The organism is Rathayibacter sp. AY1B7, from assembly GCF_002932735.1.
Classification (GTDB): domain Bacteria; phylum Actinomycetota; class Actinomycetes; order Actinomycetales; family Microbacteriaceae; genus Rathayibacter.
In genome coordinates, this window is record NZ_PSWK01000014.1 from 24,163 (window position 1) to 38,993 (window position 14,831).

Here is a 14,831-nt window from a genome sequence, read left to right on the forward strand (position 1 = left end):
CGGCGGGCGGCCTCGGTCGGCGGCCTCCGCGGGGGCGGTCCTCCTCCACAGGCCGCGGTTCCGCGCGCTCTCCCCGGATCCGCTCGGGCATTCCCCGCCCGCCTCGCCCGACGAGCACGCTCGGGGGATGCAGAAGCCGAGTCAGTCCTCCGGAGCGTCGAGCTCCTCGAGCGCCCGCAACGCCTCGCGGGCGCGCTCGAGCCGATCGGCCTCGGGCTCGTCCCACCATGCCGGTCCGCGCTCGCCCAGCCCGTGCTTGGCGAGCCCGACCCTCCTGCGCGCCAGCGCCTCCGCCTCCGCGTCCTCGTGCATCCTGGCGGAGCGCACTCCCGAGCGCCCGCGCCCGAGGTGCGAGGTGAGGCCGGCGACCACGTCCTCCGGCAGAGAGGGGTCGGTGCGCCGCCATCGGCGGCCCTTCACCACGAGCCAGCGCTCGTCGTCCTCGTCGCTCACTCCGTCACCGCCGCCTCGGGTTGAGCCGGTCACCGGTGCTCGTGAGGTCCACCTGATCCGGCAGGAGGAGCGCCTCGATCCGCCCCGCGGCGGAGAGCCGCAGCAGGTCGTCGACGAGGGCGCGCGAGCCGCCGATCAGCGTCGAGTCGAAGTCGACCTCGCTCGCGAGGTACCAGGCCCGGTCCTCCGGCCAGAGCGCGAGCGGAGTCTGCACGACGAGCCCGGAGGCGTCGGCGAAGCCCGCCGAGCGCGCCCACGCGGTGTCCTCGAGCACCCTGACGTCGAGCGAGAGCAGAGGCCCCTCCCGCCCCGGCAGCTCGACCGTCGCCGCGGCGGCGGTCTCGGGGTGCTCCCAGCCGGTCGGCCGGGTGTCGCTCATCCACTCGGGCAGCTCGTCCGAGGCGTCCGAGCGGGAGATCAGGACTCGCGACCCGCCGCTCAGCACGCCGAACCCCTCCCAGAACACGGCCAGGCAGTCCTCGGGAGCGCTCGTGTGCTCCGCGAGCACGGCGGCGACGGCCGCGAGCTCGTCGAGCGGGAGCACTCCGAGGCGGGGCTCCGCGTACTCGTCGGGATGCTCGCCGGTGAGCGAGTCCCACTGCGCGAGCGGATGCAGGAGCGTCCCCTCCCGCTCGGCGACCTCGCGCCACCGCCGGGGCGGGTCGTCGGAGGGGTGCAGGATCCGCACGGCCGCCTCGAACAGCGGAGGGACGATCCCCTCGAAGCGCCCGAACGCGCCGAGAGCAGCCAGCATCGGCTCCGCCCGCGCGGCGTTCCGCTCGGCACGCAGCGGCGCGTCCTGGGGTGTCGGCTCGACCATCGGCCCAGGCTAGCGCTGGACGGTCGCTCCGCTCAGGGCGGAGAGGGCCCGCTGCGGTCCCGTCTCGCGGGCGAGGCCCTCGGCGAGCGCCGCCAGCCGTTCCCGGGCGGGATCGTCGAGTGCGAGCATTCGCCGCGCAGCCTCCGCGAGCTGTCGCGCGGAGGCGGCGTTGGGGTCGAGCACGGCGGCGAACCCGGCGTCCTCGAGTGCGGCCGCCCCCGCGAACTGGTCCGTCGAGAACGGGAGGACGACGAGCGGCACGCCCGCGGTCATCGCCTCCGTGACGCTGTTGTTGCCGCCGTGGCTGACCGCGAGCGCGGCCCGGCGCAGGAGCGCGACCTGCGGCAGGAAGCCGCGGACCAGCCAGCCCTCGGGGATCTCGCCCAGAGCCGCGCGCTCGGTCGCGCCGGAGGCGAGAGCCACGCGGACGGGCCTGCCCCCGGCCTCGACGCCGGCCAGGGCATCGACGACCCGGGCGAGCACGTCGTCGCGCACCGAGAGGAAACTGCCGAAGCTCACGTAGACGACCGGATCCTCGGACGCGGTGAGCCACTCCTCGACCTCCGCGTCGTCGGGCTCCTCGCGGACGGCGGAGCCGAGGAACGCGTGCGGCGGCAGCTGAGCGGTGCGGGCCGAGTCGTGGAGCTCGCCCGGGTAGTTGAGCAGCAGGACGTCGCCGCTCTCGGCGAAGGCGTCGGCGCTGGGCGCCGCCCCGGGGTCGAGGGTGGTGAGGGCGGCGTTCCACTCCGCGGTGAAGGAGTCGCGCACACGCTCGCAGAGGGCGCGGAGCGCATCGAGGTCGTCCGGCTCCGGAGCGAAGGCGTCCGGCCAGACCGGGGGGAAGCCGTAGACCTCGCCGGGCACCGTGAGCGCGCTGGGGTGGCCGAGCACGACGTCGCCGTAGGGCACGCGGAGTGCCTTCAGCGCCACGCGCGCGGTGAAGGCGAGGTGGTCGACCACGATCGCGTCGGGCTGCACCTCGTCGAGGATCACGCGCAGGCGCGCGGCGACGCCGGCCGGATCCCAGAGCAGGTCGGTGAGCCGCTCCCGTGCCTGGTAGGCGAGGGTCGGGACCATCCCGCGCCGGGTGGCGTCGAAGAAGCCGCGGAGGGACGCGCCCTCGTCGGGCGCCTGCTCCTCCGCGCGGATCGTGCCCGGGTTGGAGCCGCGCCCCAGCCGGAGCGCGACGTGCTCGAATCCGAAGCCGTCCACGATGGAGCGCGTCGCGTCGCCGGTGGCCACGACGACGCGCTCGCCCGCCTCCTGCCACGCCGTGCCGAGGGTCGCCAGCGGCAGCAGGTGCGACGCGTAGTCGGGGCTGATGATCAGCAGGGTCACGAGGCCCCCAGCACGAGCGGCGAGCGGAGAGGACGCTCCTGGTCCGCGGTCGCGTGCGCGTAGACGCCCGAGAGGGCATGAGCCATGGCCTGCACCGTGTAGCGCTCGGCGACCATCGCACGCCCGCGGGCCGCGGCGTGCTCGCCGAGAGGCCCTCCTGCGAGATCCAGTGCGGCGGCGGCGCCGGCGGCGAGCGCCGCGGGGTCGGCGGTGTCGACCAAGAAGCCGGTCTCCCCCTCCTCGACGTAGGTCGCGGGCCCGCCTGTCGCCGGAGCGACGACGACCAGTCCTGCGGAGAGCGCCTCGAGGAGGGCGATGCCGAACTCCTCCTTGACGCTCGCGCAGACGTAGGCGCCTCCCGGAACAGAGAGCCCCGGTCGGCCGTGCCGGATCGCGCCGAGCCAGCGGGCCACGGTCCCGTTCGGGCGGTGGCCGGCCAGGAGCAGCCCGTCGGACGCGACGGCGCGGATGCGGTCGAGCTGCTCGCGCTCGTCGGGGCTCGGGTCGGCGAGGTCGCCGCCGACCAGGAGCAGGTTGGCGCGCTCCCGGAGCGAGGGGTCGGACGCCCAGGCCTCGGCGAGCGCAGCCATCCCCTTCACCCGGTGCAGGCGGCCCACGCTGAGCAGCAGCGGGAGGCCGCGGCGGTGCTCGGGCAGCTCCTCCAGCAGGAGGTCGAGCGAGGCCAGGTCCCCGCCCTCGTCCAGCGCGACCGGCTCACCGGCGGCGGAGGCGCGCGCAGCCGCCTCGCCGCGCTCGACCAGGCCGACGTCGATCCCCTCCGGGACGATCGTGTGCCGCTCCGGGTGCGCGGTGATGTCGACGCCGATCAGCTCGCGGATGGTCGCCGCCAGCTCCTCCCGCGGGAAGAGGACGGTGTGCGCGGCGTCGGCGGCCAGGCGCTGCACCAGGCGCACGCGGAACCAGAAGTGCTCGGCGGCGTCGCGCTCACCGAAGTCCGCGCGGGTGAGGGCGCCGGAGGCGTCCAGGCCCGCGATCAGGGCGTGCGGGTCCGGAGCGAGGGTGAACACGACGGGGATCTCGAGCTCCCGGGCGACCGCGGCCGCCGCGAGGGATCCGACGTCCGCCATGCGCAGGTGCAGCACGTCGACCCGGCCGGCTGCGCGCAGGATCCGGCGGATGCCGCGCTCGGCGGCGATGCGACGGCTCCACGCCTGAGGCATGGCCACGGGCGGCCCCACGAACGGGACCGGAGCGAAGCCGTGGCCGGAGTCGGGCAGCTCGCCGAGCGCGCGCTCGGCCTCGGCCGGAGTCCCGCGCGAGAGCGTGAGCACCCGGTCGATGCCCTCCTGCTCGACGAGCGAGTCGCCCAGGCGCACCAGCAGGGTCGCAATGCCGCCGTTGTCGCCCGCGCCCACCCGCGTCAGGGTGCCGTCGATGTCGGCGTGGACGAAGAGCTGCGCGACCGTCGGCCCGGCCTCCACGGCCGGTGCGGGGGCGAGGTCGCCGAGGGCGAGCCGGGCGAGGGGCCCGATCGGCGCCGCCTCCTCGGCCAGGCCGGTGAGCAGGAGCTCGGCGTCGTGGGAGCCGCGCTCGCCGAGCGCGTCCGTCGCGGCGGCCCGCGCCTCCAGCCCCTCCGTGCGATCGGCGGCCACGTGCAGGAGGGTGCGCTCGGCGATCGTGCCGGGCACGAGGCCCAGGGTCTCGACGAGCCGTGCCCGGGCCGCCGCTTCGCGCTCGCCGAGCAGCGCGCCCTCGAGCGCGACGGCGACGAGGTCGGGGGTCGAGGAGGCCCAGAGCAGGACGGTGCGCTGCGCGAGCATGCCGGAGAAGCCGCCGTCGCGGACCAGGCGCAGCAGCGGTCCGAGCGCGGCGGGGCGGGGCAGGCGCCCGCCGAAGGCCCAGGCGGCGTGCTCGCGGAGGTACGGGCGCTCGTCCTCGAGCAGCATCAGCAGCGCGAGGTCGGCCTCCTCGTCGAAGACCTGCGCGAGCGAGTGCACGGCCGCGATCGCGGTGAGCTGGTCCGAGGGGTCCAGGGCTGCGCGGGTGAGCAGGCGCACCGCGCGGCCGCCGCCGTCGCTCACCGCGGCGACCGTCAGCTCGTCCGCCATCCGGACGGCCTCGAGCAGAGTGGGAGCGGCGCGCACGGCGTCGAGAGCGGTCTGCGTGGCCATGGTTCACCTGGTCTGTCGGAGCGGAGAGTACGACGGAGCGCGACTCCCGACCGCTGGAGCGGCCCAGGAGGAGCGGACCGGTACCGAGCATGCCGCGTGGGCGGCTGGGATTTCGCCACTTGCGTCGGATCTCCTCCCGCGGTACGGCCTCCTGTCAAGGGGGTGATGGCCGCAGTTCGTTTGCGCAACGCGCGAGGATCCTCAGCCGCGGGTCCACTCCAGGAGCCGCTCGACCGGCCAGGTGGTCACGATCCGCTCCTCCGGGACGCCGAGCCGCTCCGCCCGCTCCGCCCCGTAGTCGAGCAGGCCCAGCTGACCCGGAGCATGCGCGTCGCTGTCGATCGAGAACAGGCAGCCCTCCTCGAGCGCGAGCGCGATCAGCTCGTCCGGCGGGTCCTCGCGCTCGGGGCGGGCGTTGATCTCGACCGCGGTGGAGTGGTCGGCGCACGCGCGGAACACGGCCCGGGCGTCGAAGGTCGACGGCGGGCGGGTGCCGCGCTCGCCCGACACCAGCCGCCCTGTGACGTGGCCGAGGACGTCGGTCCGCGGATCCGAGGCCGCCGCGACCAGCCGGGCGGTCATCTCGCGGGAGGGCAGCCGCAGCTTCGAGTGGGCGCTCGCGACGACCACGTCGAGGCGGTCCAACAGCTCGTCCGTCTGGTCGAGCGCGCCGTCCTCGAGGACGTCGACCTCGATCCCGCTGAGCAGGCGCAGGGGCCCGGTGTCGAGGCCCGCGAGATGGGCCAGCTGCTCCTCCAGCCGCTCCGCGCTGAGACCGTGGGCGACCCGGAGCCGCGGCGAGTGATCGGTGAGCGCCAGGTACTCGTGGCCGAGCGCGCGGGCCGCGTCCGCCATCGCGAGGACGGGCGTCGCCCCGTCGGACCACTCGCTGTGGCTGTGGAGGTCGCCGCGCAGCCGTCCCCGCAGCGCGCTCGCGGGCGGAGGAGCCGAGCCGCGCAGCTCCGCGAGGTAGTCGGGCACCCGGCCCGACCGCGCCTGCTCGATCACCGTGAAGGTCGTGTCGCCGATCCCGGAGGCCCGCCGCACGAGGGCGAGGTCGTCCCGCTCGGCGGACGCCATCCCCTCCAGCACCGCGGCCGCGCGGCGGAACGCCTTCGCCCGGTAGCGGGAGGCCCGCTCCCGCTCGAGCAGTGCTGCGATCTCCTCGAGTGCCGCGATCGGGTCCATGCGCCCGGTCTACCACGGCGCCCGCCGCGGCCTCACCCCCTCGACGGTGGCCTCGGCTCCGGCCCCCGGCCTCATCCCGCCTCGGCCCCGCCCCGGTCCCGGCCCCTCGACGCTGGGAACCGGCCGAGCCCCGTTGCCGACCGCAACGATCGAGATATATCGTGACTCTCGTCCACTCGCGATGTATCGCGTTTCAGAAAGGCACCCCGGTGCAGGAGGAGGAGCTCATGTCCCTCGAGAAATGGCTCGTACAGGCCGGCGAGACGAAGGTCATCGACCTCGACGTCGTCCGCTCGGTCAAGGTCGCCCTCGTCGGCGGCCAGATCGACGTCATCGCCCACGACGAGCCGACCGCCCGCGTGGAGGTCCACAGCGTCGACGGCCGCCCGCTCAAGGTCTCGATGGACGGCGACCGCCTCGAGATCGACCACGTCCAGCTCCGCTGGGACACCATCGTCGACGTCGTGAAGGGCCTCGGCCGCCGCGGCGACCGCGCCGACATCAGCCTCCTCGTCCCCCGCGGCGTCGACCTCAAGTTCGACACCGTCTCGGCCGACGGCCTGGTCTCGGGCCTCCACAGCGACGCCCGCGTCTCGACGGTCGGCGGCGACATCGTCGTCGACGGCCTGCACGGCGACATCGAGGTGAACACCGTCCACGGCGAGCTCTCGGTCCGCAGCCACACCGGCCGCGTCACCGCGCGCACCGTCTCCGGCGACGTCACCGCGACAGGCGAGCTCACCCGCTTCACCGTCGACGGCGTCTCGGGCAGCGTGTTCGTCGACGCCGAGGGCACCCCCGACCGGATCCAGGCCAACACCGTCAGCGGCGACCTCACGATCCGCGTCGACGAGGGCCTCGGCGCCCGCTACCGCATCAACACCGTCTCGGGCACGCTCCAGCTCGACGGCTCCGTCGTCAAGGGCACCTTCGGCCGGGGCTTCACCTCGACCACGGGCTCGCTCGACTCGAAGTGGGTCGACGTCGCCGCCAACTCCGTCTCGGGAGACGTGGTCGTCGTCCGCCGGTCCGTCGCCGCGTCCTCCGCCTCCGTGGGCGAGGGCTGGGGCTCCCCCGGCACCGGCCCCGCCGACGACCGCCGCCCGATGGACGGGAGCTCGCTGTGAGCCCCGTCTTCGCGCACGGCCGCCTGCGCCTCTACCTGCTCAACCTCCTCGCCGAGTCGCCGCGCCACGGCTACGAGCTGATCCAGGCGCTCAGCGAGCGCTTCGGCGGCACCTACGCGCCCAGCGCCGGCACGGTCTACCCGCGCCTCGCGAAGCTCGAGGAGGAGGGACTCGTCACGAAGGAGGCCGACGGCCGCAAGACCGTCTACTCCATCACCGACGCCGGCCGCGCCGAGCTCGCGAACCGCGCGACCGACCTGGGCGACATCGAGGAGGAGCTCACCGACTCCGTCCGCCGGCTCGCCGACGAGGTCCGCCTCGGCGTCGCGGAGGCGATGAAGAGCCTCCGCGCCGACCTGGCCAGCGCCGCGCGCGACTCGCGGGAGCCCGGACGCCGACCGGAGCACTCCGCCGAGGAGCCGCGCCCGCAGGACACGTCCGGCACCCCCTCCGAGCAGCCCGCGCCGGAGCAGGCCGCACCGGCCTCGCCCGACGCGCGCACCGCCTCGCGGATCGCCCTGCGCGACGCCGAGGTGCTGCTCACCGAGTTCCGCGACGAGCTGCGCGCGGAGCTGCGCACCGCCGCCTCCTCGGGATCCGTGACGACCGCGAGCGTCGACGCCCTGCGCGCCGCGCTCGACGAGGCCCGCACCTCGGTCCGCTCCACCCTGGACTGAGCCCAGACACCGTACCGCCGAGAGGGCGGGGATCCCGCCCGGGGTCCCCGCCCTCCCGGCGCTACTGCCGCCCGACCGCCAGCGCCTCCTCCTCCACGTCGAGGAACGCCAGAGCGCTCACCACCGCCGGCTCCTGGTACCGCCCCTCGGAGCGCGCGCGGAGCACCGCCTCCCGCTCGGCCGCGATCATCACGCGCCGGAGCCGGTTGTAGGCCTGCGGGAGCGGCTCCACGCCCTCGCCCTCCGGCGGGTTCTCCAGGGCGTCGGCGAGGAACGTCGCGTTCCGCCGCAGCCGGTCGAGCACGCGGTCCTCCACTCCGTCCTGCGGCTCCGCGTCGAGCCGGGCGAGGCCGGCGGCCTGCGCCTCGGCGAGCAGCATCTGCTTCTCGACGTGCTCCTGCATCTCGTTCGGGGCCGGGAGCTTCAGGGCGCGGACGAGCCGCGGGAGCGCGAGCCCCTCGACGAGCGTCCCCGCCACCACGATGAAGGCGAGGAACTGCAGGAACGCGCGCTGCGGCGTCTCCGCGGGCAGGAGGAACGCGGCGGCGAGGGTGACCACGCCGCGGATGCCCGCGAACGACACCCCGATCGCGGTCGGCCAGGTCCATCCGCGCTGCTGCAGCCGGCGCGGACCGTGCCGGAACAGCAGCGTCGTCATGCACATCCAGGCCACGCGGCTCCCGACCAGCGCCGCGAGCACGGCCGCGCCGATGCCGACCGTCTGCCAGACCCCGATGCCCGAGTCAGCCGTCGCCTCCACCACCGACGACAGGCTCAGCCCGATGAAGAGGAACACCGCGTTCTCGAGCAGGAACTGGATCGTCCGCCAGTTGAGCGACTCCGCGATCCGCGCCTGCGCGGACTGGATGACCGGCGCCCGGTAGCCCAGGTAGAGCCCCGCGACCACGACCGCCAGCACCCCGGAGCCGTGCAGCAGCTGCGCCGGGATGAACGCGACGTAGGGCGTCACCAGCGAGAGGCTCGTGTCCAGTACGGACGACTGCACCTGCTTGCGCACGAACCCGAGCAGCACGGCGATGCCGATCCCGACCCCGCCGCCCACCGCCACGGCCAGCACGAAGTCGAGCGCGATGCGCCCGGGAGTGACCGTGCTGACGATCGCCAGGAGGGAGGCGTTCAGCGCCACCAGCGCGGTCGCGTCGTTGAGGAGGCTCTCGCCCTCGAGCACCGTGAGCATGCGCCGCGGCAGGCGGAGCCGCCCCGCGATCGCCGTGACCGCCACCGCGTCCGTGGGCGCCACGATCGCGCCGAACGCGAGGGCCGCGGCGACCGTGATCGCCGGGACGACCATCCAGGCCACCGCGCCGACCACCGCGACCGTGAAGACGACGAGCCCGACCGACAGCAGGAGGATGCTGTCGCCGCGAGCGCGGACGTCGAGGACGGAGGTGCGGATCGCCGCCGCGTAGAGCAGCGGCGGCAGGATCCCGAACAGCACCACGTCCGGCTCGACCACCACCTCCGGGATCCCGGGGACGAAGGAGGCGAGAGCCCCGACGGCGACGAGCGCCACGGGAGCGGACCAGTTCACCCGCCCCGACAGCCCGGTGACCAGGACGGTCACCACCACGAACGAGACGATCCAGACGATCGCGACGACGGGCTCCTCCATCGCGTCACTCCTCCCGGGCGTCCGCGCGCCACGGCCCCATTGTGGCCGCCCGGAGAGCAGCCCGGACAGCCGCCGGGAGGATGCGGCTAGCGGCCGGCCTCGTGGATGTCGCGCGCCTTGGTGACCTTCGCCGGGTCCACCGGGTTCATGCCGAGGACGATCTTGCCGCGCGAGTGCCGCTTCTCGAGGTCGTCGAAGGCGTCCTGCACCTGGTCGAAGGGGTAGAAGCCCGAGACGAGCACCCGCAGCTTCTGCTCGCCGACGAGGCCGACCAGCTCGCCGAGGATCTCGGTGTCGCGCTGGGCGGTCTCGGCGTCGGGCCAGACGGCGCGCAGCTCGATCTCCTTGCGGTCGTCGCTGGAGTGGAAGCGGCCCGCCGCGATGCCGAGCTCGTCGGCGAGGGCGTCGTTCTCCCCGCCGAAGTTGTCGAGGAACACCGTGACCCCGCCGGGCGCCGCGGCCCGGATGCGGTCGGCGATCCCGTCGCCGTAGACCACCGGCTTCACGCCGATCTGGCGGAGGTAGTCGAAGTTGCGCTCGCCGCAGGTGCCGATCACCGTCGCGCCACGGAGCTTCGCCAGCTGGATCTCGAGACTGCCGACTCCTCCGGCCGCCGCGGAGACGAGGACGGTGTCGTCGGGTCCGACGTGCGTGGCCTCGAGCGCGCGCCACGCGGTCACTCCGGCGAGGAACAGCGCGCCGCCGACCTCCCAGCTCACGGAGGCGGGCTTGGCGACGAGGTTGCGGCGCGGCACCACGACGTGGGTCGCGTGGGAGCCGACGAGCGCGTGGCCGACCACGTCGCTGCGGAGCTTGATGTCGGTGACGCCCTCACCGAGGGCGACGACGACGCCCGAGAAGTCGGTGCCCTGGCGCATCGGGAAGGCCGCGGAGTGGTCGGAGTCGAACTGGCCCTGCCGGATGAACGCCTCCATGTGGTTCACCCCGGCGGAGAGCACCTCGACCAGCACCTCGCCCGCCCCGGGCTTCGGCCGCTCGACCTCGGCGATCTCGAGGACGTCCGCGTCGCCGAAACGGCTGTACTGGACGACGCGGGCGGCGGTGGGGCTCAGACGGGACATGCGCTCATCATCCGCCCCCGCCGCCCGAAGCCCCCGACCCCCGAACGGGGGCGTGCGACTCAGGAGGGGTCGCTCGGGCAGTACAGCTGGGTGCGCGGACCGGAGCGGTCGATGACGTGCTCGGACATCGGCCGGCCGCAGAGCGGGCATGCCTGCCCCGCGGGCGCCTCCTGCTCGGGCTGGTCGTACGGGCCGAGCGGCGGCGGGCCGATCCAGGGGAACAGCCGCGCGTTGAAGCGCTGGTAGAGGGAGCCGGTCTTCTTCCGCGTCATTTCCTTAGTGTACTAACCATCAGGGCACGATGAGAGGATGACGCCGTGGAAACCGACCCGCTCGCCCTCCAGAACCAGGTCTGCTTCTCCCTCGCCGTCGCGGCGCGCACCGTCATCGGGCTGTACCGCCCCGTGCTCGAGCCGCTCGGGCTCACGCACCCGCAGTACCTCGTGATGCTCGCGCTCTGGGAGCGGAGCCCCCGCTCGCTCGCCGACCTCGGCTCCGCGCTCCGCCTCGAGCCGGCCACGCTCAGCCCGCTCGTGAAGCGCCTGGAGGCGAGCGGCCACGTCACGCGCGCCCGGAGCAGCGACGACGAGCGCCGCCTCGACGTCGCGCTGACCCCCTCCGGAGCGGCCCTCCGCGAGCAGGCCCTGCAGGTTCCTCCGCAGATCGTGGAGCGGCTCGACGTCCCCCTCGAGGAGCTCACCGCGCTCCGCGACAGCCTCACCGGCCTGATCGGAGCCGCGACCCGCGACGGCCGCTGACCCCCCGCTCGGGGCGCCGGCCGCGAGGACGCCGGCCGTCGCTCCCCGCCGCACCGGGAAACTCCCGGTCACAGCGCGGGATCAGCCTCCGCTCGGCCTGCTCCCGGCCGTCTTGACTGCCCCCTCGCACGGAGTAGTGTCATCGCTCGTGACACACGAGGGCCCCCCGTCCGCCGCGGACGGATCATCGGCCGACGCGACCGAGCTGCGCACCGCCAAGCACTTCTTCATCGGCGAGCCGCTCCCCAGCGACAAGCTCGAGGGACAGCTGCTGCAGAAGCGGCTCGCGCTCCCCATCTTCGCCAGCGACCCGCTCTCCTCCGTGGCCTACGCGCCGCAGGAGCTGCTGATGATCCTGCTGCTCGGCGGACTCTCCTTCCTCACCTTCGCCCCCTGGGTGGCCGCGTGCGTGGTCGTCCTCCTCGTCGTGGTGGTGCTGAGCTACCGCCAGCTGATCCGGGCGTACCCGTCCGGCGGCGGCGACTACGAGGTCGCCCGCACCAACCTGGGCGAGACGGCGGGCCTCACGGTCGCCGCCGCCCTCCTCGTGGACTACGTGCTCACCGTGGCCGTGTCGGTCGCCTCCGGAGTCGACAACATCATCTCCGCAGTACCCGAGCTGGCGCCGCTGCGGGTCGAGCTGGCCATCCTCTTCGTGGTGCTGCTGGCGGCCGTGAACCTCCGCGGCGTCTCGGAGTCGAGCCGCGCCTTCGCCGTCCCGACGTACCTCTTCGTCGCGAGCGTCTTCGTCATGGTCGTCGTCGGCCTGGTCCGCACCGCCTTCGGCGACACCCCGGTCGCGGAGTCGGCGGGCTTCACCGTGCAGGGCGAGCAGCTCACGCAGGCGGCCGTCGTCCTCCTGCTGCTGCGCTCCTTCGCGAGCGGCTGCGCGGCGCTCACGGGCGTCGAGGCCATCTCGAACGGTGTGCCCGCGTTCCGCGCCCCGAAGGTCAAGAACGCCCAGCGCACCCTCGTCGCGATGGGCACGATCGCGATCGTGCTCTTCGTCGGCCTGACCGCCCTCGCCCTGCTCTCGAACGTGCACTACGCCGAGAACGCCTGCCACCTGGTGGGCTTCGCCGACTGCGCCACGACCCCGCAGCGCTCCGTGATCGCGCAGGTCGCCGCCGCCACGTTCGGCAACAACACGATCCTGTTCTTCATCATCCAGGCCGCGACCGCCGCCGTCCTGCTCCTCGCGGCGAACACCGCGTTCAACGGCTTCCCGCTGCTGGGCTCCGTGCTGGCCCGCGACGGCTACGCGCCCAAGTCGCTGAACACCCGCGGCGACCGCCTCATCTACTCCAACGGAGTGATCATCCTGGCGCTCGTCGCCGCGATCATCCTGCTCGTCTACCAGGCCTCGCTCACGAGCCTCGTGCAGCTGTACATCATCGGCGTCTTCGTCTCGTTCACGCTCGGGCAGTCGGGCATGGTCAAGCACTGGGTGCGGATGATCCGCAACGGCGAGGGCTCGCGCACCGTCTACACGAGCCTGGCCATCAACCTGTTCGGCGCGACGCTGACGTTCGCGGTGCTCGTCGTCGTCACGATCACGAAGTTCACCCACGGCGCCTGGCTCGTCTACCTGGTGATGCCGATCCTCGGCGTCCTGATGGCCGGCGTCTACCGCTACTACCGCGACGTCGAGAAGGAGATCGAGGTCGACCCGACCACGACCTTCGGCGCCAACGGCGACCACGCGATCGTGCTGGTGGGCCGGATGAACAAGCCCACGCTGAAGGCGCTCGACTACGCCATCGCGGCGCGGCACGAGACGCTGGAGGCGGTGCACTCCTCCATCGACGACGCGCAGACCGCGCAGCTGAAGGCCGACTGGGCGCAGATGGACATCGAGGTGCCGCTGCGCTGCGTGGCCTCTCCCTATCGCGACATCTCGTACCCGCTGATCAAGTACATCAAGGCCCACCGCCTCGAGCACGGCTCCGAGATCACGACGGTCTACATGCCGCAGTACATCGTCGGGCACTGGTGGGAGGCGTTCCTCCACAACCACAAGTCGCGGCGGATCCGCCAGAAGCTCCTGCTGGTGCACGGAGTGACGGTGGCGCTGGTGCCGTGGCTGCTCGACTCGTCCGAGCTCATCTACGGGCGCCGCTCCCGGCCGATCCCCGGCCAGACGCGCCGCGGCGAGCCGGTGCGCCCGGTGACCCGCCGCCCGATCCCGCCCGCGTCCTCGCTCCCCCAGGGAGCCGCCGGCGAGGGCGCTCCGCGCATCCCGCAGCGCCCGGCCGCGCAGAACCGGCCGCGCTCGAAGCGGCGCTGAGGCGACGGGAGCTGCCGGCAGCGGCCCGGAAACGGGTAGAGGGCCCGCGGCGTGTGCCGCGAGCCCCCGATTTCCCCTTAGTGCCTTCCCCCGAAGGCGGCCCGCCCCAACGGGCCGTGTCCGACGCTATCGGTGGGCTATGCACCGGCGCATCCTCCTCGCGACGGATGCCCGTGCTCCCTTGAGACGACAGGCTCGTCCTCCGTCGTCTCAGACGACGGCCCCGCGCACCCCTCGGCCGGTGAGCCACCAGACCGCCGCGACGGCGACCGCGGCAGCAGCGCCGCCGCCCACGAGCAGGATCGCCGCCCGCACCACGTGCGCCCGGTAGGCGGCGTCGAGCGGATCGATGCCCGCCCCCGCCAGCACGATCCCGGCGGGAACCACCGCGGCCGCGAGCACCACGGCCGTGGCCGCGATGCGCACCGGCTGCCGGCCGTCGGAGCGGAGCTTCCGGGGACGGCGGCCGACGTACCAGACCACCGCGCCGATCCCGAGCCCGAGCAGCCCGAGCACGCCGCTCGCGTACTGCGCCCATCGGAAGCCGGGGAAGGGCCCGAGCTCCTGCTGCAGCAGCGGGATCGCCGAGACGAAGAGGCCGCCCCGGTGGGTGAAGCCGTCCCACATCACGTGGCTGGCGGCTCCGATGGCGATGCCGGCGGCCGCGAAGACGAGCACGCGGATCCACGCGGCGGCCCCGCGGGGCGGCGAGCGCCGGGGACGCAGGCGCGAGCGGACCAGCGCGGGCGCGAGGTCGCGCCAGGCCGGAGCGACGACCGCGCTCCACAGCGCGAGGCCGAGCATCCCGAGCAGCAGGTCGACGGTGACGACGCCGAGGAGGGAGTGGGTGGACTCGCGGGCGACGGCGATCGGGAGGTACATGCCGATGTCCGGGACCATCGCGCCGATGGCCACGGCCGCGGCGGGGATCCGGCCGTTCGAGAACGCGAGCGCGACGACGGCGTGGCTCGGCGTGAAGGGCATGACACGCACGCTATCCCGGCAACGCGACCGGCGAGTGTCCGCGTCGCGAAGCGCGCGTCACCGATCGCGGTCCGGCTCCTGCGCTCCGCTCCGGCTCGTCGGCCTCCCGGGGCCGGCGGTCAGCCCGAGGAACGTGATCCCCAGGACGAGGAACACCGGCCAGACCGGATTCCCGAGGACCGCGAAGACCGCTCCCGCCGCGAGGAACAGCGGACCCGTGACCGCGTTCCAGCGCCGGGACGCCTCCTCCGACGACATCCGACCCGAACCCTTCCCGTCCTGTGCGCGCGCCATCCCTCCACGCTAGATCGCCTCCGCGGGGCCCGCCTCCCCCGTCCGGCGGAGCCGCGCG

The 14,831-nt window shown here is 74.0% G+C and carries 14 protein-coding genes; 4 read left to right on the forward strand and 10 right to left on the reverse strand.

The window, feature by feature from the left end; genetic code table 11:
- Positions 1-141: 141 nt before the first annotated feature.
- The 5 genes from C5C95_RS09295 to C5C95_RS09315 all read right to left on the reverse strand — a co-directional run bounded on the left by C5C95_RS09295 (position 142) and on the right by C5C95_RS09315 (position 5,931).
- On the reverse strand, positions 142-486 hold the full coding sequence (locus C5C95_RS09295; RefSeq protein ID WP_374953735.1) for a biopolymer transporter Tol: 345 nt from the start codon (positions 484-486) through the stop codon (positions 142-144).
- Positions 458-1,273 carry a hypothetical protein gene (locus C5C95_RS09300; RefSeq protein ID WP_104324292.1) on the reverse strand — a complete coding sequence of 272 codons (816 nt, stop codon included), beginning with the start codon at positions 1,271-1,273 and terminating at the stop codon, positions 458-460. The genes C5C95_RS09295 and C5C95_RS09300 overlap by 29 nt, the downstream gene beginning before the upstream one ends.
- Before the next feature lie 9 nt (positions 1,274-1,282).
- Positions 1,283-2,611, reverse strand: a complete 1,329-nt coding sequence (locus C5C95_RS09305) for a glycosyltransferase (RefSeq protein ID WP_104324293.1) — start codon at positions 2,609-2,611, stop codon at positions 1,283-1,285.
- A complete protein-coding gene (locus C5C95_RS09310; RefSeq protein WP_104324294.1) occupies positions 2,608-4,743 on the reverse strand; it encodes a glycosyltransferase in 2,136 nt (711 codons plus the stop codon). Before C5C95_RS09310 ends, C5C95_RS09305 begins: the two co-directional genes overlap by 4 nt.
- A gap of 201 nt (positions 4,744-4,944) precedes the next feature.
- Positions 4,945-5,931, reverse strand: coding sequence for a PHP domain-containing protein (locus C5C95_RS09315; RefSeq protein WP_104324295.1), 987 nt, complete (start codon positions 5,929-5,931; stop codon positions 4,945-4,947).
- Positions 5,932-6,158: 227 nt separating this feature from the next.
- On the opposite strand from C5C95_RS09315, the gene C5C95_RS09320 reads away from it, so the two are divergent.
- Positions 6,159-7,058, forward strand: coding sequence for a hypothetical protein (locus C5C95_RS09320; RefSeq protein ID WP_244230533.1), 900 nt, complete (start codon positions 6,159-6,161; stop codon positions 7,056-7,058).
- Positions 7,055-7,735, forward strand: coding sequence for a PadR family transcriptional regulator (locus tag C5C95_RS09325; protein ID WP_104324296.1), 681 nt, complete (start codon positions 7,055-7,057; stop codon positions 7,733-7,735). Before C5C95_RS09320 ends, C5C95_RS09325 begins: the two co-directional genes overlap by 4 nt.
- A 61-nt stretch (positions 7,736-7,796) precedes the next feature.
- On the opposite strand, the gene C5C95_RS09330 is transcribed toward C5C95_RS09325, so the two are convergent.
- The 3 genes from C5C95_RS09330 to C5C95_RS09340 form a co-directional block, all read right to left on the reverse strand.
- Positions 7,797-9,368 (reverse strand): sodium:proton antiporter, encoded by a 1,572-nt coding sequence (locus C5C95_RS09330; RefSeq protein WP_104223748.1) that lies wholly within the window; start codon positions 9,366-9,368, stop codon positions 7,797-7,799.
- A gap of 86 nt (positions 9,369-9,454) precedes the next feature.
- Positions 9,455-10,450 (reverse strand): NADP-dependent oxidoreductase, encoded by a 996-nt coding sequence (locus C5C95_RS09335; protein WP_104238704.1) that lies wholly within the window; start codon positions 10,448-10,450, stop codon positions 9,455-9,457.
- Between the two features lie 59 nt (positions 10,451-10,509).
- Positions 10,510-10,722 carry a hypothetical protein gene (locus C5C95_RS09340; RefSeq protein WP_104223750.1) on the reverse strand — a complete coding sequence of 71 codons (213 nt, stop codon included), beginning with the start codon at positions 10,720-10,722 and terminating at the stop codon, positions 10,510-10,512.
- 45 nt (positions 10,723-10,767) lie between these two features.
- Between C5C95_RS09340 and C5C95_RS09345 the strand changes: the two genes are divergently transcribed.
- Positions 10,768-11,208, forward strand: coding sequence for a MarR family winged helix-turn-helix transcriptional regulator (locus C5C95_RS09345; RefSeq protein ID WP_104223751.1), 441 nt, complete (start codon positions 10,768-10,770; stop codon positions 11,206-11,208).
- A gap of 148 nt (positions 11,209-11,356) precedes the next feature.
- Positions 11,357-13,495 carry an APC family permease gene (locus C5C95_RS09350; protein WP_374952928.1) on the forward strand — a complete coding sequence of 713 codons (2,139 nt, stop codon included), beginning with the start codon at positions 11,357-11,359 and terminating at the stop codon, positions 13,493-13,495.
- A 210-nt stretch (positions 13,496-13,705) separates the two neighbouring features.
- On the opposite strand, the gene C5C95_RS09355 is transcribed toward C5C95_RS09350, so the two are convergent.
- Positions 13,706-14,479: a DUF4184 family protein gene (locus C5C95_RS09355; RefSeq protein WP_104324297.1), complete on the reverse strand. Its 774-nt coding sequence runs from the start codon at positions 14,477-14,479 to the stop codon at positions 13,706-13,708.
- A 57-nt stretch (positions 14,480-14,536) separates the two neighbouring features.
- Entirely contained in the window at positions 14,537-14,773 is a 237-nt protein-coding gene (locus tag C5C95_RS09360) for a hypothetical protein (protein WP_146076574.1), read from the reverse strand.
- Positions 14,774-14,831 lie beyond the last annotated feature (58 nt).

Bases quoted from the DNA above. Each gene is read 5' to 3' on its own strand.
- C5C95_RS09300 (WP_104324292.1), bottom strand. From the start codon at position 1,273: ATGGTCGAGCCGACACCCCAGGACGCGCCGCTGCGTGCCGAGCGGAAC.
- C5C95_RS09310 (WP_104324294.1), bottom strand. From the start codon at position 4,743: ATGGCCACGCAGACCGCTCTCGACGCCGTGCGCGCCGCTCCCACTCTG.
- C5C95_RS09315 (WP_104324295.1), bottom strand. From the start codon at position 5,931: ATGGACCCGATCGCGGCACTCGAGGAGATCGCAGCACTGCTCGAGCGG.
- C5C95_RS09320 (WP_244230533.1), top strand. From the start codon at position 6,159: ATGTCCCTCGAGAAATGGCTCGTACAGGCCGGCGAGACGAAGGTCATC.
- C5C95_RS09330 (WP_104223748.1), bottom strand. From the start codon at position 9,368: ATGGAGGAGCCCGTCGTCGCGATCGTCTGGATCGTCTCGTTCGTGGTG.
- C5C95_RS09335 (WP_104238704.1), bottom strand. From the start codon at position 10,450: ATGTCCCGTCTGAGCCCCACCGCCGCCCGCGTCGTCCAGTACAGCCGT.
- C5C95_RS09340 (WP_104223750.1), bottom strand. From the start codon at position 10,722: ATGACGCGGAAGAAGACCGGCTCCCTCTACCAGCGCTTCAACGCGCGG.
- C5C95_RS09355 (WP_104324297.1), bottom strand. From the start codon at position 14,479: ATGCCCTTCACGCCGAGCCACGCCGTCGTCGCGCTCGCGTTCTCGAAC.
- C5C95_RS09360 (WP_146076574.1), bottom strand. From the start codon at position 14,773: ATGGCGCGCGCACAGGACGGGAAGGGTTCGGGTCGGATGTCGTCGGAG.